Origin of the sequence: Exiguobacterium sp. SH0S7 (assembly GCF_004337195.1) — a bacterium.
Classification (GTDB): domain Bacteria; phylum Bacillota; class Bacilli; order Exiguobacteriales; family Exiguobacteriaceae; genus Exiguobacterium; species Exiguobacterium aurantiacum_A.
This window is the reverse complement of sequence record NZ_SJVA01000003.1, coordinates 64568-81414: the sequence shown is the minus strand read 5'-3', so window position 1 is coordinate 81414 and position 16847 is coordinate 64568. Positions and strand designations below refer to the sequence as shown.

The following is a 16847-nucleotide window of genomic DNA, read 5'->3' as shown; positions in this document are numbered from 1 at the left end:
CTTGCTTTTGAGAAGGAGGAATCGTGATGAAGGCACTATTTTTGAACTGTTCGTTGAAAGGCGAAGACACGGTATCACATACGGAAGGTCTGATGAAAGACATCATCCCCCACTTTGACAAACTCGGCGTCGAGTCAGAGATCGTCCGCGTCGTCGACTACGACATCGCTTTCGGGGTGACCGAGGACGAAGGGGCTGGCGACGAGTGGCCGCAACTCTTCGCCAAGGTGAAAGCCGCCGACATCCTCATCATCGGGACGCCGCTTTGGCTCGGGGAGAAGAGCAGTGTCGCCACCCAAGTGATCGAACGGCTATACGGCGGGAGCGGGCTGAAAAATGAACACGGTCAAGCCATTTACTACAACAAAGTCGGCGGTGTCGTCGTGACGGGCAACGAGGACGGGGCGAAGCACGCCTGTGCCTCAATCCTGTACGGTTTGTCCCATATCGGCTTCACTATCCCGCCGAACGTCGACGCATACTGGGTCGGCGAAGCCGGTCCGGGCGACTCGTACCTCGACGCCGGCCGCGACAACGCCTTCACGAAAAAGAACGGACAGTTTTTAGCGTATAACCTTTATCATTTCGCGAATCTATTGAAACAACATCCAATCCCGGCCAAAGGAAACATCATGCCGTGACCGACCAAGGCGATGAATCCATGGACGGAGTGATCGTCTTTTGTCGTTTTGTGCGAAAGTAAAATATCATCTACGAAACGAGGAGATATTATGGCACACCGCATCTACACGACGAGCTTCGCGAGCGTCTATCCGAGTTACGTCGCGAAAGCCGAACGGAAAGGCCGGACGAAAGACGAGGTCGATACGATCATCCGCTGGCTGACCGGCTATGACGAGGCCGGGCTCGAGCGGCAACTCGAGGCCGAGGTCGACTTCGATACGTTCTTCGCATCGGCCCCTGACATGAACGAGGATCGCGCTCTCATCAAAGGCGTCGTCTGCGGCGTCCGCGTCGAGAATGTCGAGGAGCCTCTCATGCGCGAGATCCGTTACTTGGACAAACTCGTCGATGAACTGGCTAAGGGCAAGGCGATGGCGAAGATTTTGCGAGGGGGCGAACAGTAATGGACTATACGACACTCGTCGATGACAAACGGCTCGACAGCTTCATCCGCTTGATTGACGTGATTGATGCGAACTTACCGGACGGCTTTGAGAAGACGACCGACGGCAAAGGCGTTCATTATGTCGTGCCGTTGTCGATGTACCCGCCCGGTTATCACGTGACGCCGGGTACCCCGTTGCCGTTTATAAGCGTCATCGCGCAAAAGAATCATGTCGCCTTGTATCATATGGGTGTCTACGCCGATGAAGACGTGTTGCATTGGTTCGAGCAGGCATACGCCGAACGAGTGCCGACGAAGCTCGACATGGGCAAGAGCTGCATCCGCTTCAAGAACGTGCTGCATATCCCATACGATTTGATCGGCGAGCTCGCCGCGAAGATGACGCCGGAACGATGGATCAAACTATATGGAGGAAACCGGGGATGACCGTGTTGGTCGTCTCTTTTTTTCGGCACATTTTGTAAGCTTGGTTACCGCCCCTGAATCGTTCGCTATTGTATGCTGAGAAGAGACATACTCGTCGAAAGGAGGACCCGTTATGCCACGCCCGCTCAAAATCAGTTTGATGCTCGTCCTGTTCGGGACGACCTTTTACATCACCCATTTCCATTACGAGCTTCGCCCGTCCGACGTCCGGGACATCGTCTTGTCGTTCGGCTGGTGGGGACCGCTCGTCTTCTTCTTGATCTATGCGATCGGCCCGCTCGTGTTCTTGCCGACGTCCGTCTTGTCGCTCGGCGCCGGTCTCGCATTCGGTGTCTGGCCCGGCGTCCTCTATATCCTGTTCGGTGCGACCGCAGCGGCGGTGACCGGCTACGTCATGGCTCGGCTGTTCGGGCGTTCGGTGCTCAAAGTCGAGAAGTATCCGTGGTCGGAGAAACTGTTCGCCCAGATGGAGGCGCGCGGCTTTTTATACGTGTTCGTGCTGCGCCTGATTCCGCTCGTCAGTTTTGACTTGCTCAGTTACGCCGGCGGCATCGCGAAAGTGCGGTTCAAGTCATTCCTGCTCGCAACCGTGCTCGGGATGATCCCCGGGACACTCGCCTACAGTTTTTTAGGGGCGAGTCTCGCTTCAGGGAGCGTGACGACGATCTTCATCGCCGCCCTCGTCTTCGTCAGTTTACTGGGCGTCACCTACTATTTCCGGAATCCGGTCAAGAAGTGGCTCGGGCTAACGTCAGAATAAACAAACAAACGGATGAGGCGGCTGCCTCATCCGTTTGTTTTAGACGTTGAATCGTCTCGTCATCTCACGCATCTCGTCTGCCATATTCGACAGCTCTTGCGCCGACGCCGTGATTTCTTCCATCGACGCCATCTGTTCTTCTGTCGCCGCCGACGTGTTCTCCGTCTCGGTCGCTGTCGTCTCCGTGATGCCTTGAATCTCGCTCACAGACGTCAACACTTCAGTCGCACCTGCCGCCATCTCTTCGACAGCACCAGACACTTCCTCGACTTTCTGACTCACTTCTTCAATCGCGAGCTTAATCTCATCGAACGCCGTCCCTGCTTGTTGGACGTTCGTCACGCTATGCGCCATATCGTCTTCGACGACGTGCATCGTCTTGACGGCTTGTTTCGTCTCCGACTGCGTGTCCGTGATCAGCGATGCGATCAACTTCGTCGCGACGGCCGATTCTTCGGCGAGTTTTTTCACCTCAGAGGCGACGACGGCGAACCCGCGTCCTTGATCGCCGGCCCGGGCCGCTTCGATGGCCGCATTCAACGCCAGCAAGTTCGTCTGCTCGGCGATACCTGAAATCGTTCCGGTGATCGTCCCGATTTCTTGAGAGCGGACATCGAGTTGACCGATGACGTGTTGGAGTGTTTTGACTTTCTCATTCATCTCCTCGAGCTGTGTCTCGAGCGTCTCGATCAAGTCATTCCCGGTACCGACTTTCCGGAGCGCTCCTTCCGAGAGCTCCGTCATCTGTTGGGCACTGTCCGAGACGTGATGGATTCCGTTTGTCAGTTCCGTCAGTGTGCCGTTCGATTCTTTCACCCGCGTCAATTGACGGAGCGACCCTGACGCGATCTCTTCCATCGTGACGGCGACCATCTCAGTCGCTTTCGTCGTCTCTTCGACGTTCGATTTCAAATCATCGGACGACGTCGCGACGCGTCCGGCGGTCGATGTGACATTCCCGATCAACTCCCGGAGACTATCTTTCATCTCATTGAACGAAGTCGAGAGGGAACCCAACTCATCCCGTGACACGTATGTGCTTTCGACCGTCAAATCACCGGCACCGGCCCGACTCATGAGTGTATTCAACTCACGAATCGGTCGGACGATGAGACGCGTGATGTAGATGCCGAGCGCAATCGATAGCGCTCCGCCGAGCGCGACGAGTGCCCAAAAGGTGAGGACCGACCGTTCGCGGTCCGTCTGCATTGCCGCACTCGCCGTCTCGGCTTCTTGATTGATCCCGTCCATGACGAACGTCGCGGTTTCGACTAATTTTTGTCGGACCGGTCTCAATTCATCCGTATAGACACGGTAAGCGGCCGTGTTCTCATTACGCAGTGCTGGTTGCGTCACCGCGTCTACACCTTCTAGGTAAGCGGCCGACTCCTCTTTCAAACGTTCCATAGCGGTGACGAGTTCTGGGTCATTGGACTGGAATGACGTCTCGAACGATTCTAAATTATTGAGGATGCTGTCGCGTCTCTCAGTAATGTTGCCTTGAAGTTCCTCGTTTCGAGCGCCCTCTGTGACCAACATGAGTTCTAGCAGATGACCATCAAGCGCCCGGTTGTCCGTCCGGATTTGTCCTAAATAGCGAATCGGCAACAGCCGTTCCTCATAAATTTCTTCGCCCGCGTCAGCCATACGTCCCATGAGGACGTGGCTGAGTGCTGCCACAATCACAAGAGTGACGATAAACACGGTAATCAACACCGCTAACTTTTTTGACATATTCAAATTCTTCATGGTCATACCCCCTATTTGTTTTATCGTAGGTGAGGGGAGATTGTGAAGTTATTTCCTTAAAATGTTGACCTTTTTTAGCATTTTTAAAGCGATGAATGTGCTTTCTCCGTCTTTTCTGCCTGTATTTCTGTTGAGTCTGCAATTTGAGTATAAAAACGGGACGGCCGACCGATAATACATTAGCGCAAAAGAAACACATACAGAATGCGAGGAACCTACATGAATGTCCAAAAACGAAATCAATTGATGCTCATCATCACGTCCGCTATCGTCCTCACTTCGGTCATCGTCCATCTGCTCCACCGGTTCACTGATTTTGCCTATACGTACATCATATTGCGGAACGGCTCTGTCGACTATGTATATCCGATTGCGACGTGGGTGTTGTTCGCTGTCCCGATTGTTCTGTTGATTGCCATGGTCGTCAGCCATCGCGTGAAGCCCCACACCTTTCCTCAATTGATGATGCTCACGCTCACGTTCGCGAGTATCTCGACCGTCGCCGGCGGTCAAGGGCTCGTCGAATATCACTTCTCAATTTTCGTCGTCCTCGCCATCCTCTCGTTTATGCGTCGAATCGACTTAGTCGTTTACAGCACGCTCATTTTTGCGGTCCAACACGTAGCCGGATTCTTCTTGTTCCCGGCACTCATTTGCGGGACGTCCGATTACCCGTTCAGCCTGCTGCTCGTCCACGCTATCTATCTCGTTCTCTTAAGCACCGTTCTTGTCGTGCAGATCCATTCACGCAACCTCGAGTCAGCACGCGTTAAACAGCAGGAGGACGAGACACGCACTTTGCTCAAACAGGCAGTCACCGACACAAGCCGGCTCGTCTCGGCGCTCAAGGACCACGCAATCGAACTTGAAGCCGCCGCGGCCCAGTCACTTCAGTCGGGTGAGCAAATCGCGGTCACAATCGACCCGATTGTGTCTCACGCGATGTCACAAGAATCGTCGATGCACCAAGGTTCTGATGAGATTCAATCGATTCGTTCGTTGACAAGAATCATCCAAGACCGAATGGCTCAAACCGCTGCTGCCTCATCACGGATTGCAGCCGACGCCAGTGCCGGGAATATTGATATGCGGCGTATGGAATCGAAAGTCGTCGAAATTATTGAAGAAGCGAACCGGCTCGAACAAGTCGTCACGACAATGTCGAACCGCTCGACCGAGATTCGTGCCATCCTGCAACACGTCGAGACAATCAGCGAGCAGACGAACATGCTCGCCTTGAACGCCTCTATCGAAGCAGCTCGGGCTGGTGACGCCGGCCGTGGTTTCGCCGTCGTTGCTTCCGAAGTCGGCAAGCTCGCCGTTCAGTCGCGCGAGTATGCGTCCGAGATGACACGTGTCCTCGGTGGACTTATGCAGGATACGACTGTCGTCCATGAGTCGTCACAATTGTTCAAACAAGCGACCGAGAATTGCCAAACCGTCTCAGCCGATGTAACCGCCGTTTTCCATCGCTTAACGGATGACGTCTCAGAAATCGATGCACAAATCGTCTCGATCCAACAGACACGCCAACATGTGACCGCTCAGATGGAGACGCTCGAGACACGGCTTGAGACGACGAAGCACACCGCGAACGAACTGCAACAGCAAATCCATCATGTCGCTGCCGCGACCGAAGAGCAAGTCGCTGTTCAGAAAGAACTGAGCTCCATGTCTGACCGCCTCGCTGCGACAGCGAATACGTTAGAAGACGTGACCGGTCAGCTCGAAGTGCGGGCCAACTAAAAAACAGACCGCGAATGTTGGATTCGCGGTCTGTTTTTTATAATGTCGAAACCAGTTTTTGAAGCGCCTCTTTGAGCGGTGTCACCGGACGACCGAGCACCAACTCAAAGTCATTTGATTCGACTTCGAGTGACCCGTTGCGGATACTGTCTTGAATACCGACGACGATCGGGATCGCCCCTTCCGGCACACCGGCACCTCGCATGACGTCGGCGTACGCCTCAGCACTAACTTCTTGGAGTTTGACCTCACGGCCGAGTACGTCACTGAGCGCTTCGACGAGTTCTGCTTGCGTGTGGAGCGGTCCTGACAATTCGAAGATGTTTTGCTCGAAATCATCTGCCATGAGGACGTTCGCCGCTGCTTCGGCGTAGTCTTGTTGCAGCGCCCAACCGACTTTCCCGTCACGGGCCGCTGTCACCCAAGGGGCACCGGCGAGCACGCCTTGAATGCCACCGAGTTCGTTCTCTAAGTACCAGTTGTTGCGCAGGAACGCGTGCGGGATCCCGGTTCGTTCGATCGCGCCTTCCGTCTCGACGTGCGGTGGTGCCATGAGATTTTGACTCTCTGTCGCATCGGCGAGGCTCGTATAGGCGATGAACTTGACCCCGGCCCGCTTCGCTGCTTCGACCGCGTTCGCATGTTGACGGATGCGCGTATCGTTGTCACCGTCCGCCGAGATGATGAGCAACCGCTCGACACCTTGGAACGCTTCGTCGAGCGTCTCCGGTTGATCGAAGTCGCCGTGACGAACGTCGACTCCTTTTGCTTTCAGCGCTCCCGCTTTCTCCGGGTTACGGACACTGACCGCAAGTTCGCTCGCCGGTATCGACTCGAGCAACACCTCGACGATTTTTGAACCGAGTTTCCCGGTCGCACCTGTGACTAAGTATTTCATGATTCGTTTCCTCCTTCTCAACCTGTAATTAAATCAGTTACATGTAATCATAATAGTTACAGCATCTTCATTTGTCAATTGTTTGTTCCCTGTTATACTGAAGATGTAACCAATCTGCTTACATGATTGTTCAGAAAGGTGGTGGCTTATGACCATCAGTAGCCGTTTTGCGGTCGGCATTCATATCTTGACGTTGATCGAGTTCAATCAAGACGGGGTCACTTCGTCTGACTTTTTAGCCGGGAGCGTCAATACGAATCCCGCCCTCATCCGTAAAATCATGGCGATGCTAAAAAAAGCCGGATTGATCGAGGTCAAACCCGGCGTAGCTGGTGCGAAGCTCGCTAAAGGCTTGACCGATATCTCGCTGTATGACGTCTATCGCGCCGTCAGCGTCGTCGAGGAGAATGAACTGTTCAGTATCCATGACAACCCGAACCCGGCATGTCCGGTTGGCCAAAATATCCAAGCGACAATCGAACCAATCTTCATCAACGCCCAAACGGCGATGGAATCTGTGTTGAAGCACGTGACACTCGCCGACGTCGTCCAAGACGTGGCAACACAAAGACAGGGAAACCACTGAGGCTTCCCTGTTTTTGTCAGTCTCGCTATCATTGAGATCCCCTTCATAAAAATAAGTTCTAACGACCTCAAAAGTTTAGATTGTTGCAAATTCGGTTATATTATTTATAAAGATTCGAAACGAGGAGGAATTAGACGTATGTCTGAAAATAAACAAAACGGTAAGTATGACCACATCATCGATCAAGTCGCGGCCAAGGCGAAAGAAGTCACCGGGAAAATGAACGATGATAAAACGACCAACCAACGAAGCGGTGAAGGACATTCCGACTCCTTGACGGATAAAGTCAAAGGCGTCTTCAACCAATTTCAAAAACGCAAAAAATAAGACGAAGGGCTTCCTAGCAAAACAGCTAAGAAGCCTTTTTTTATGTGACTGTGCCATTTTCCAGCCCTTCCCATAGCCCCAACAGGTTTGATTTCTCCTCGCTTTGTTTTAATGCGAAATACGAATCCTCTTTACTTTGAGTTCGTATGAACTTATAATAATAATATAAAGTTCAAATGAACCTATAAGGAGGAATTATTGTTGACCCTACTCATCGCCTTTTTGGCACTCGTCATCTTCATGCTCGCGCTTGACCTCGGGGTGTTCCACCGCAAGGCACACGAAGTCTCGCTCCGTGAGGCATGGACATGGACGTTCGTTTGGATCGGGATCGCCATTGCGTTTGGTGGTTGGTTGTTCTACTCGCAAGGCAGCACGGTCGCAACCGAATATGCGAGCGTCTACTTCATCGAAAAGGCACTCGCCATCGATAACGTGTTCGTCTTCTCGCTCGTCTTCGCCTATTTCGCGATCCCACTCAAATATCAGCATAAAGTGTTATTCTGGGGCATCCTCGGTGCGATTCTCTTCCGGGCCGTCTTCATCGTCGCTGGTGTATCGCTTCTCGAGAACTTCGGTTGGGTCTATTACGTGTTCGGCGCTTTCCTCGTCTATACGGGTTGGATGATGTTCAAGAATATCGGCAAAGACGAGTCGCTCGAGGACAACAAGACGATCAATTGGTTAAAGAACCACTTGCCACTCACGCAAGACATGTCGTCAGGGAAGTTCACGAAGCGCATCAACGGTAAGCTGTTCTTCACACCGCTCTTCATCGCGCTCATCTTCATCGAACTGTCGGACATCGTCTTCGCCGTCGATTCGGTCGCAGCCAGCTTCGCCTACTCACGTGACCCGTATATCATCTTCTACGCGAACATTATGGCGATCCTTGGATTGCGTAGCCTCTACTTCGTCCTCGCCAACTTGATCGATCGCTTCTACTATTTGAAGCATGGGCTCAGCTTCATGCTCGTCTTCATCGGGACGAAGATGATTTTCGGTGACGTCTACAAGATGCCGATCTGGATGTCGCTCGGTGCGATTGTACTCGTCATCTTGATCAGTGTCGTCTATAGTTTTTACAAAACGAAACCAAATTCGCAGAAAAACGTATCATAAAGAAACACATGCTAGCTAGATCTCGTCGTTAGGTGTATCTCGTCTAAAATCCGGGTAAATTATCGGTCTAGCAAACAAAGAAAAGGTGGTTGTAAATGTTTGACCGTATGGGTGATGTGAGTATTGGACTCGTCTTCGGGATCGTGTTGATGTTTTTGTTCAACAGTCTATGGGGACTTGGAGTTGGGGTGATGTTAGGATTGTTCTTCCTCGTCGCACCGCGCTCGTCAAACCGCCGTACCAGAAAATATATACCGCAAATACGCTAAACCGAGGCGCCCGCCTCGGTTTTTCATATGTATACTGGAGAAAAACACTTACTTAGGAGGCAACATGGATTATTCAGCCATAGAACTAACAGAAGCGAAACGACAAATCGACTCGATTCTCTACAAGCTGAACGTGACGATAAAGACGCTCGAGGCAAAAGATGAGCCTGAGCGCTATAAGTCCCAACTGACACTAGCGAAACGGCGCATTCAAGCGCTGACAATCGCCGTCGAGTTGATTGAAGCACAACTTCATACCGAGACATGACAAAAGCGGCCTTGTTATTCGGCCGCTTTCATTGTCGGTTCCTCTTGTTTTGCTTTTGCGTCTTCCTCTTCCCGCTCCAACTCTTCGATCAATCGCTTCAATTAGATGATATACCCTATATTTAATAGTAAAATGTCAATATATTTTTTTGAAATATAAATGACATATTTGTTTATATTTTTTGATGGTAAAATTCCTAAAGAAGGTTAAGAAAAACATCGTTCCGTCGCCCTGTTAACTGACCGAAAGGATTTACCAAAAAATGAAAAAACAATTAATGACAATTACTCTCGGCGCACTTCTCGTTTCCGGTTTGACGCTTCAAACGTCAACACCGGTAGAAGCAGCCACTTCTTATAAAGTCAAAATCACAACGAACAGCTTGAACGTGCGGACGGGTCCATCGACCGCCTACAAAAAGGTCGGCAGCGCCAAGCTCGGTCAATCGTTCACGTATCTAGGGGCGACCGGCTCATGGACGAAAATCAATTACAACGGCAGCACGAAATATGTAGCGAGTACATATGTCAAAAAATATAGCGGTACGGCGTTACAAACGGCCACGGCAGCTAAATTCATCATGCCGGCGCAAGGCAGATTGTCGCAAGGGTATGGCCCGGCGAGCGGAAAGTACGGTTACACGTTCCATAACGGCATCGACATCGCGGCCGCCAAAGGGACACCGATCCAAGCGGCCGCTTCCGGTCAAGTCATCGTCGCCCGAAACTATGGCGCCTACGGGAACCACGTCATGATCTCGCATACGATCAACGGCCAAGCGTACACGAGCGTCTATGCCCACATGGATCGGTTGAACGTCGTCAAAGGCCAATCGATCTCAAAAGGCGCGAACATCGGGACGATCGGGAATACCGGCAACTCGTTCGGGAGCCACCTCCACTTCGAGATTCATAAAAACAAGTACGTCTATAGCGGCTCGACAGCCGCCAACAGCGTCAATCCGTATACGTTATTCTAAAAAACACACTTTTATCCGTTAACGGATAAAAGTGTGTTTTTTAGCGTTGGAACGCATCTACATGATCACGTGCGAACTCAGCAAACGAACGTGGCTTCTCCCCGGTCAACCGTTCAAAGTCGTCCGTCACCGCCTTCGCCGTCCCGAGCCGTGTCATGAGGTAGAGCGCCATCGTCACATTCACATACGCTGGATCCAGGCCACGTTCCTGAATATAGTGTGAGCGATAGCGCAGCATGCTCGGCTTGGCGTACGTGATGCGCCGCCCGGTCAGAATCGTCAATTGGTTGGCGATGTCGACATAATCGAGCGCCTCGGGTCCGGTGAGCGTATAGGCCGTATTGCGATGTGACTCCGGGTCGGCCAAGACGTACGCGATTGCCTTGCCGATATCCTCGGCGTCGATGAAGCTGACTTGACTGTTACCGGCCGGGATGAAGATCTCGTCGTCTTGACGGATCTCCTCGGCGTGGACGCCGGTCACGTTCTGCATGAAGAAACCCGGCCGGATATGAACGGATGGAACACCTGACTGCTCGATATACTTCTCGATCTTATAGTGGGGCGGGAACGGATTCGTCTCGACGCCCATGAGTGAAAGAAAAGCGACGAGCCGAATCGAACGTTCGGCCATCGCCTCAATGAACGGAACGAACACGTCCGCATCCCCGATCTGTGGCGGACGCATCAAAAAGACGCGATCGACCCCGTCGAGCGCCGCTTCGTACGTGTCCGGGTTTTCAAAATCGAGTTCGACGTGTCGTGCCGCCGTCGGGAAGCGCCGCTGTAGCTCGTCTAACTTACTCCCGGCAACGACGACTGCTTCTCCCCGTTCTTCTAAATACTTCACGACGTATTGTCCGACGTTCCCGGTCGCACCAGTCACTAAAATCGCTTGCTTCATAATAATCCCTCCTCTTTCCATTGTCTTATACGTTCACTTATCTGTGTTTGAACAATTTGTGCCAGTCGTCCCGATTTCTTCTCATTTTTAGGTAGGTCCATGGACTATATAGGGAAATACTGCACAATGTCGTATAATAGAGACAGATCAATCGACATCGTAGAGAGGAGGCCGACGCATGGACCGAAACCGATTTTATCGTTCATCCGCAAGGCACGGCCGAACACGTCCAAAACGAGCCATCCCGAACTATTCAGCACGACGCCTGCCGCACTCCCCCATCGCTTCACTCATTGAGGAAGTGCAGGATGCCGTCTGTTATATCGATTTTACCCGCAATCGCCTGTATACGAACCAACCGCTCCGTGCTTTCTGCCCGTCGCTGACGACGCGGCGCTTCAACGATTTCGAGACCTTGAGCCGCTTCTTCCATGACGTGTTCGAACGGAACGGGGCCGACCCGGTTGCCGTGACGTCTTTTTGGGAAGAATTGCTCGACAATCGCTTCGGCTGCTGTCCGAGTATGGAACCCCACTACTTCCAGCTGGGCGACCGGACGCTGCAACTCATTTTGAACTTCACCCACACCCCGCGTGGCGTGTTCATCCTTTGGCGCGACGAGACCGAAGCACGCCGGTTCGAGGAGCAGAAAGACTCGTTTTTGGCCGAGTTGTCGCATGAGTTCCGCTCACCGCTCACCGCCATCAGCGGCTATACCGAACTGCTCATGTACCAACATACCGATAACGAGAAGACGCACGGTATGCTGACGCTCGTGAAGCAAGAGGCGGAGCGGCTCGAACGACTCGTCGATAACTTCCTCGACTATCAACGCGTCAACTACTCCGCAGAATTGCTGACGCTGTCGACGTTCGCACTCAAACCGGTTCTTGAAGGCATTGTCGCCCACTATGAGACGACATCCCCGAATCACCAGGTTGTCTTGTCCACTTGCGACGCGACGATCGAGGCCGACCAGGAGAAGTTGTTGCAGCTGCTTCACAACTTGATCGGCAACGCCATCAAGTATTCACCGAAAGGCGGGACGATCCGGATTACAGGCTCGATGGACGATACGACGCTCGTCTTGTCCGTCCGTGACCCAGGCATCGGTATCCCTCCTGAGTCCATCCCGTACATCTTTGACGAGTACTACCGGGTCGACTCCGACTCCCACCGTCCGATCAAAGGGACCGGGCTCGGCCTGCGCATCTGCAAACGGATCGCCGAGGCGCACGGTTGGGGCATCCACGCCGACTCCGTGTACGGAGAAGGGACGACGTTCTCGATTTACTTATATGACTGATCAACAAAGGGGCCCGGCAATGTATGCCGGGCCCCTGTTTGTTATGCGGCTTTTCGAACCGGTGCGTCGCACTCGAGATCTTGGGCGCGCATCGCTTTGGCGTGCTTGAAGAACAATCCGAACAACGTCACCGTCCCGACCGTCGCGATGACGTACGGAATGATTCCGTCCATCTTGAAGCCGATCGGCGCCGTCAAGATATAGAACCAGACCGCATACAGCATGAACGTCCCCGGGACGAGCGCGATCCAGTAGTTGCGTCCTTTGATGTACAAGTACGTCGCCCCGACGAACAAGGCGATGACCGCCGTCGTCTGGTTGGCCCAGTTGAAATATTGCCAGAGGAGACGGAAGTCGACTTTCGTCAAGATGAACGAGATGACGAACAACGGGATTGCGATCCAAAGGCGTGATGCGAACTTCTTCTGCGCGACTTTCATGTAGTCGGCGATGATCATCCGGGCGCTACGGAACGCCGTGTCACCTGACGTGATCGGCAAGACGATGACGCCGAGGATGGCGAGCGTGCCGCCGATGCTGCCGAGCATGAGCGTCGCCACTTCTTGGACGACGAGCGCCGGTGTGCCGGCGTTGATCATCGCGAGCAGTTCACCCGGCTCGAAGATGGCCATCGCGGCCGCTGCCCAGATCATGGCGATGACGGCCTCGACGATCATCATGCCGTAGAAGATGCTGCGACCATTGCTCTCTTTCATCGTCGTCCGCGAGATAATCGGCGACTGCGTTGCGTGGAATCCTGAGAGCGCGCCACACGAGATCGTGAAGAACAAGAGCGGCCAGATCGGTAAGCCGTCCGGATGCATGTTCGTGAACGTCATCTCAGGGACCTGATAGCCTTGGGCGAACAGGCTGACGGCGATGCCGACGGCGCTGATCAACAGGAGCGCTCCGAAGAACGGATAGATGCGGCCGATGATCTTATCGACAGGTAAGAGCGTCGCCAAAATATAGTAGCCGAAGATGGCAAAGAGCACCCAGGCGAGCGTCGACGCGTTACCGTCGAACAAGTTGTTGATCATGTTGGCCGGTGACGTGACGAACACCGTCCCGACGAGCAGTAGCAACAAGAGCGCGAACCCGTTGACGACGTGGCGGAGCGAGCGGCCGAGGAACTTCTCGGCGAGCTGTGGCAAGTGTGCCCCGTTGTTGCGGAGCGAGATCATCCCGGTCAAATAGTCGTGTACCGCCCCGGCAAAAATCGAACCGACCACGATCCAAAGAAATGCGACCGGACCGTAAAGCGCCCCCATGATCGGACCGAAGATTGGACCGACGCCGGCGATGTTCAACAGTTGGATCATCGAGTTCCGTTTCGTGCCCATCGGTACATAGTCGACATCGTCCCGTGACGCATAGGCGGGCGTCGTCCGCTCTTCCTTGATGCCAAACGTCTTCTCGACGTAACGACCGTAAACGAGGTACCCGACCAATAATAATCCTAGTGCGATAAAAAATGTAATCATCTTCTCTTCCTCCTATAATATGAACCATGTATGATTTCTGATTGTGAAGTTTATCACAATTAAAATATAACAGGCTTTTCTACGGGTGGATAGATACAATTGCTCACTATTTCACATGAAAATAACAATGTTCATTTTTTAGACAAACGTTGATGTTAAGCCGTTCTTATGAAAACGGTTACTTTTAGAATGAATCATTCCGCTTCCGGGAACAGTCAAGGAGAGACGTAGGGAAAGGATGAATCAAATGAAACGACAACGTGGATATTTAGCACTACCGGTCGCCGTCGCCTTCATCGTCATCTTCGGACTGTTGTTCGATAATTGGTGGCTCGGTCTTGGCATCGGCATCGCGATGTTCTTTGCTTTCCAAGGAACGAAGAAAAAAGCATGAAACGTTTTGACGAACCGCACGTAGAAGATAGGCAAAGGAGGTGGACTCTATGTCCGAATCAAAACATACGACAGGGAGTTACGCTTTCCCGCTTGCACTCGGCGTCGGCGTCACGTTCGCGATTGCTTTCGACAACTATCTTCTCGGGCTTGCGCTCGGGGTCGGTCTGTATTTTGCATTTAGCGATTCACCAAAGAAAACATGACACCGACCGCCTCATCGGGCGGTCGGTGTCATGTAAATTCGCGCTTCGTACGGAAGCAATCCGTCTGTTCCATTCTCCACATTTTGAAGAACGAGCGATTGAGCGTCAATCGAAAATGGAAGAGTCCGTGTTTCGTGCGAATGATTCAAGACAATCACGAAACGGACCTGTCCTAATTTCCGTTCATAAGCGTGAAGTGACTCATCCTCTGGCAATAAATCGGTGAACTCTCCGTATATGAGCGCAGGATTGTTTTTCCGAAGTCGAATCAACTGTTGATAATAGTGAAACACCGAATCCTCTCGCGACAAATCTGTCTCGACATTCAAACGCTCATAATTCGGATTAACTGGCATCCAGGGCTTGCCGTCTGTAAAACCCCCATGCTTCTGTGCGTTCCACTGCATCGGCGTCCGTGAATTGTCCCGGCTAAGCAGTTGTAGACTCGCGAGCACGTCTTTCGGGTCTCGTCCTTTCCCGACTTCCTCAGCGTAGCGATTTTTCATGGCGATGTCTTGATAGTCGTCAATCGAGTCGAACTTAACGCCGGTCATGCCGATCTCTTCCCCTTGATAAATATATGGCATCCCCGGCAGCGTATGCGTGAGTGTCGCGAGTAGCTTGGCAGAGGCGACGCGGTGCTCCCCATCGTTCCCGTAACGGGTCACTTGACGCGTGTGATCGTGGTTGTTCAAAAATTGCGAGTTCCACCCTCGCCCGTTCAATCCTTCATACCAATCCCGTTGAATTTGTTTGAACCGTAGCATGTCCCACGTCGGCATCTCATCGGCGATTTGGAAGTGGAACAGTGTATCGAGTTCTCCACGTGTCTCATCGACATACAGCAGTCCTTCTTTTGGTGCGACGAATGGGATCTCGCCGACCGTCATACAGTCGTAATGCTTGAGCACCTCGTCACGCATTTCTTGCAAATAGTCGTGAATACCCGGATTGTTGGCCAAGTAACTCAAATCATACGGGTTGTCGACGTCCGACAAATCTTTGCGCTTCGCGAGCAAGTTGATGACGTCCATCCGGAAGCCATCGATGCCTTTGTCGAGCCAGAAGCGCATCATGTTGTAGATTTCGTGTCGCAGCTCTTCATTCTCCCAATTGAGGTCCGGTTGCTCGACGGCGAACGAATGATAATAATATTGGGCGATTCTTTCGTCATACTTCCAGCATGACGGCGCGAAGTACGAGCGCCAATTGTTAGGGGCTGAGCCGTCGACCGGGTCATGCCAAATGTAATACTCTCGTTTCGGCGACGTTTTGGATGCTTTTGCTTCGCGAAACCACGGGTGCTCATCCGACGTATGGTTGACGACGAGGTCTAAAATAACTTTCAGGCCGAGCTCGTGTGCTTCCTTGAGCAGTCGCTCGAAGTCCTCCATCGTCCCTGCCTTGTCCATGACCCGGTAATAGTCAGCGATGTCATAGCCGTTGTCTTTGTCGGGTGAGACGTAAAACGGATTGAGCCAGACGACGTCGGCACCTAATTCTTTGATGTAGCCTAGTTTTTGACGGACTCCTTCTAAATCTCCGTAGCCATCCCCGTTCGTATCCAAGAAACTGCGCCAATACACTTGATAGACGACTGCTTCTTTCCACCATGTTCGCTTCATTTTATCTCCCCCTATAGAAAGGCCTCGAGCATTTTCACTCGAGGCAACATTCAAATATGTGTCAAGACGTTGTCGAGCGTGAGTCCGGTCGTGTCTGTGAAGACAATATTCGCTTCTGTCAGGACGGCTGGGTCACCGATTCCGACAGCGAACATACCGGCCGCATGAATCGCTTCGACACCGGCCACCGCATCTTCGACACCGATGCACGCCTTCGGTTCGACCCCAAGTGCTTCTGCCGCTTTTAAAAATACTTCCGGATGCGGTTTTGACTGCGCGACCGTCGCCGCGTCAACGATATGGTCGAACGCATCGAGCAGGCCGAGCTGACGCGTCACCATCAATGCATTTTTTGAGGCCGAGGCCATGCCGATCTTATAGCCGGCTTGCTTCAACTCGCTCAAGAACGCCTCAATTCCTGGCAAGACGTCATCGGGCGTGATGTTTTTGATGAGTGATACATAGTGTTCATTCTTCTTCGTGGCCAATCGTTCCTTCTCTTCTGTCGAGAAATCTTTCTCCCGGCCACCGAGACGCAGAATTCGTTCGAGCGACTCCGTCCGGCTGACACCTTTTAGCGTCTCGTTGAACTCACGGTCGAACGGGATCGACAGTTCTTCCCCGAGCGCTCTCCACGCTAAATAGTGATATTCAGCGCTGTCTGTAATGACGCCATCCAAATCAAAAATAAAAGCTTTCATATCCATCT

General features: G+C 52.5%; 20 protein-coding genes. 14 read left to right on the top strand and 6 right to left on the bottom strand.

The window, feature by feature from the left end:
• The first annotated feature begins 26 nt into the window (after positions 1–26).
• The 4 genes from EVJ22_RS07220 to EVJ22_RS07205 all read left to right on the top strand — a co-directional run bounded on the left by EVJ22_RS07220 (position 27) and on the right by EVJ22_RS07205 (position 2276).
• Positions 27–641: a flavodoxin family protein gene (locus EVJ22_RS07220; protein ID WP_131439078.1), complete on the top strand. Its 615-nt coding sequence runs from the start codon at positions 27–29 to the stop codon at positions 639–641.
• A gap of 87 nt (positions 642–728) precedes the next feature.
• The gene (locus EVJ22_RS07215) at positions 729–1088 is read left to right on the top strand and encodes a DUF2200 domain-containing protein (RefSeq protein ID WP_131439614.1); all 360 of its coding nucleotides are present in this window, start codon (positions 729–731) and stop codon (positions 1086–1088) included.
• Complete coding sequence (locus EVJ22_RS07210; protein ID WP_131443578.1) at positions 1088–1516, top strand: DUF1801 domain-containing protein; 429 nt, start codon at positions 1088–1090, stop codon at positions 1514–1516. The genes EVJ22_RS07215 and EVJ22_RS07210 overlap by 1 nt, the downstream gene beginning before the upstream one ends.
• A 112-nt stretch (positions 1517–1628) precedes the next feature.
• Positions 1629–2276, top strand: a complete 648-nt coding sequence (locus EVJ22_RS07205) for a TVP38/TMEM64 family protein (RefSeq protein ID WP_131443577.1) — start codon at positions 1629–1631, stop codon at positions 2274–2276.
• Between the two features lie 39 nt (positions 2277–2315).
• Here the strand turns inward: EVJ22_RS07205 and EVJ22_RS07200 are convergent, their stop codons facing one another.
• Positions 2316–4025 carry a methyl-accepting chemotaxis protein gene (locus EVJ22_RS07200; protein ID WP_131443576.1) on the bottom strand — a complete coding sequence of 570 codons (1710 nt, stop codon included), beginning with the start codon at positions 4023–4025 and terminating at the stop codon, positions 2316–2318.
• Positions 4026–4244: 219 nt separating this feature from the next.
• On the opposite strand from EVJ22_RS07200, the gene EVJ22_RS07195 reads away from it, so the two are divergent.
• Positions 4245–5771: a methyl-accepting chemotaxis protein gene (locus tag EVJ22_RS07195; RefSeq protein WP_158625508.1), complete on the top strand. Its 1527-nt coding sequence runs from the start codon at positions 4245–4247 to the stop codon at positions 5769–5771.
• A gap of 37 nt (positions 5772–5808) precedes the next feature.
• On the opposite strand, the gene EVJ22_RS07190 is transcribed toward EVJ22_RS07195, so the two are convergent.
• Entirely contained in the window at positions 5809–6669 is an 861-nt protein-coding gene (locus EVJ22_RS07190) for an SDR family oxidoreductase (RefSeq protein WP_131439081.1), read from the bottom strand.
• A 148-nt stretch (positions 6670–6817) separates the two neighbouring features.
• Here EVJ22_RS07190 and EVJ22_RS07185 point away from each other — a divergent pair, with 148 nt between their 5' ends.
• The 6 genes from EVJ22_RS07185 to EVJ22_RS07165 all read left to right on the top strand — a co-directional run bounded on the left by EVJ22_RS07185 (position 6818) and on the right by EVJ22_RS07165 (position 10220).
• Positions 6818–7255 carry an Rrf2 family transcriptional regulator gene (locus tag EVJ22_RS07185; RefSeq protein WP_070328136.1) on the top strand — a complete coding sequence of 146 codons (438 nt, stop codon included), beginning with the start codon at positions 6818–6820 and terminating at the stop codon, positions 7253–7255.
• Between the two features lie 138 nt (positions 7256–7393).
• A complete protein-coding gene (locus EVJ22_RS07180) occupies positions 7394–7582 on the top strand; it encodes a hypothetical protein (protein ID WP_071398311.1) in 189 nt (62 codons plus the stop codon).
• A 201-nt stretch (positions 7583–7783) separates the two neighbouring features.
• A complete protein-coding gene (locus tag EVJ22_RS07175; protein ID WP_084812971.1) occupies positions 7784–8704 on the top strand; it encodes a TerC family protein in 921 nt (306 codons plus the stop codon).
• 107 nt (positions 8705–8811) lie between these two features.
• Positions 8812–8973: a hypothetical protein gene (locus EVJ22_RS15550; protein ID WP_199749317.1), complete on the top strand. Its 162-nt coding sequence runs from the start codon at positions 8812–8814 to the stop codon at positions 8971–8973.
• Between the two features lie 64 nt (positions 8974–9037).
• Positions 9038–9241, top strand: coding sequence for a hypothetical protein (locus EVJ22_RS07170; RefSeq protein ID WP_131443574.1), 204 nt, complete (start codon positions 9038–9040; stop codon positions 9239–9241).
• A gap of 262 nt (positions 9242–9503) precedes the next feature.
• Positions 9504–10220: a peptidoglycan DD-metalloendopeptidase family protein gene (locus EVJ22_RS07165; RefSeq protein WP_071398313.1), complete on the top strand. Its 717-nt coding sequence runs from the start codon at positions 9504–9506 to the stop codon at positions 10218–10220.
• 40 nt (positions 10221–10260) lie between these two features.
• On the opposite strand, the gene EVJ22_RS07160 is transcribed toward EVJ22_RS07165, so the two are convergent.
• Complete coding sequence (locus tag EVJ22_RS07160) at positions 10261–11124, bottom strand: SDR family oxidoreductase (RefSeq protein WP_233589642.1); 864 nt, start codon at positions 11122–11124, stop codon at positions 10261–10263.
• A 178-nt stretch (positions 11125–11302) separates the two neighbouring features.
• On the opposite strand from EVJ22_RS07160, the gene EVJ22_RS07155 reads away from it, so the two are divergent.
• Positions 11303–12430 (top strand): sensor histidine kinase, encoded by a 1128-nt coding sequence (locus EVJ22_RS07155; RefSeq protein ID WP_233589641.1) that lies wholly within the window; start codon positions 11303–11305, stop codon positions 12428–12430.
• 41 nt (positions 12431–12471) lie between these two features.
• On the opposite strand, the gene EVJ22_RS07150 is transcribed toward EVJ22_RS07155, so the two are convergent.
• Positions 12472–13914 carry a carbon starvation CstA family protein gene (locus EVJ22_RS07150; protein ID WP_131443572.1) on the bottom strand — a complete coding sequence of 481 codons (1443 nt, stop codon included), beginning with the start codon at positions 13912–13914 and terminating at the stop codon, positions 12472–12474.
• A gap of 247 nt (positions 13915–14161) precedes the next feature.
• Between EVJ22_RS07150 and EVJ22_RS15545 the strand changes: the two genes are divergently transcribed.
• Entirely contained in the window at positions 14162–14308 is a 147-nt protein-coding gene (locus EVJ22_RS15545; protein WP_173647376.1) for a hypothetical protein, read from the top strand.
• A gap of 49 nt (positions 14309–14357) precedes the next feature.
• The gene (locus tag EVJ22_RS15480; protein ID WP_158625507.1) at positions 14358–14513 is read left to right on the top strand and encodes a hypothetical protein; all 156 of its coding nucleotides are present in this window, start codon (positions 14358–14360) and stop codon (positions 14511–14513) included.
• 11 nt (positions 14514–14524) lie between these two features.
• On the opposite strand, the gene EVJ22_RS07145 is transcribed toward EVJ22_RS15480, so the two are convergent.
• Positions 14525–16138 carry an alpha,alpha-phosphotrehalase gene (locus tag EVJ22_RS07145; RefSeq protein WP_131443571.1) on the bottom strand — a complete coding sequence of 538 codons (1614 nt, stop codon included), beginning with the start codon at positions 16136–16138 and terminating at the stop codon, positions 14525–14527.
• A 50-nt stretch (positions 16139–16188) separates the two neighbouring features.
• Complete coding sequence (gene pgmB / locus EVJ22_RS07140) at positions 16189–16839, bottom strand: beta-phosphoglucomutase (protein WP_131443570.1); 651 nt, start codon at positions 16837–16839, stop codon at positions 16189–16191.
• Positions 16840–16847 lie beyond the last annotated feature (8 nt).